This is a genomic window from Achromobacter sp. GbtcB20 (genome assembly GCF_019091095.1).
Classification (GTDB): domain Bacteria; phylum Pseudomonadota; class Gammaproteobacteria; order Burkholderiales; family Burkholderiaceae_B; genus Achromobacter; species Achromobacter mucicolens.
Genome location: NZ_JAGXJZ010000944.1, coordinates 1 through 233 on the forward strand (window position 1 = coordinate 1; position 233 = coordinate 233).

1 protein-coding gene is annotated in these 233 nt (G+C 68.7%); it reads right to left on the bottom strand.

Annotated features, from left to right (window positions below):
• A partial coding sequence (locus tag KVT32_RS31750; RefSeq protein ID WP_217619602.1) for a chromate transporter occupies nucleotides 1-233 on the bottom strand: 233 nt, incomplete at both ends.

Consider the following 233-nt stretch of genomic DNA (forward strand, 5'->3'; position numbering starts at 1 on the left):
CAGCCCGGCTAACAGCACCACGAGCGCCGGCGGCACGCGCCCCACCGTCAGCAGTCCGAACGAGAGCAGCGCCAGCCCAAAATCCGCCTTGCTGTGGATGGCACTCGTCCATACCGGGTCATAGAGGGCGGACACCAGAATACCGGCCACGCCGGCGTTGATGCCGGCCATGGCCGTCTGGATGCCCGCGCGGTGGCGCAGCCCTTCCCAGAACGGCAGTGCACCGACCAGCA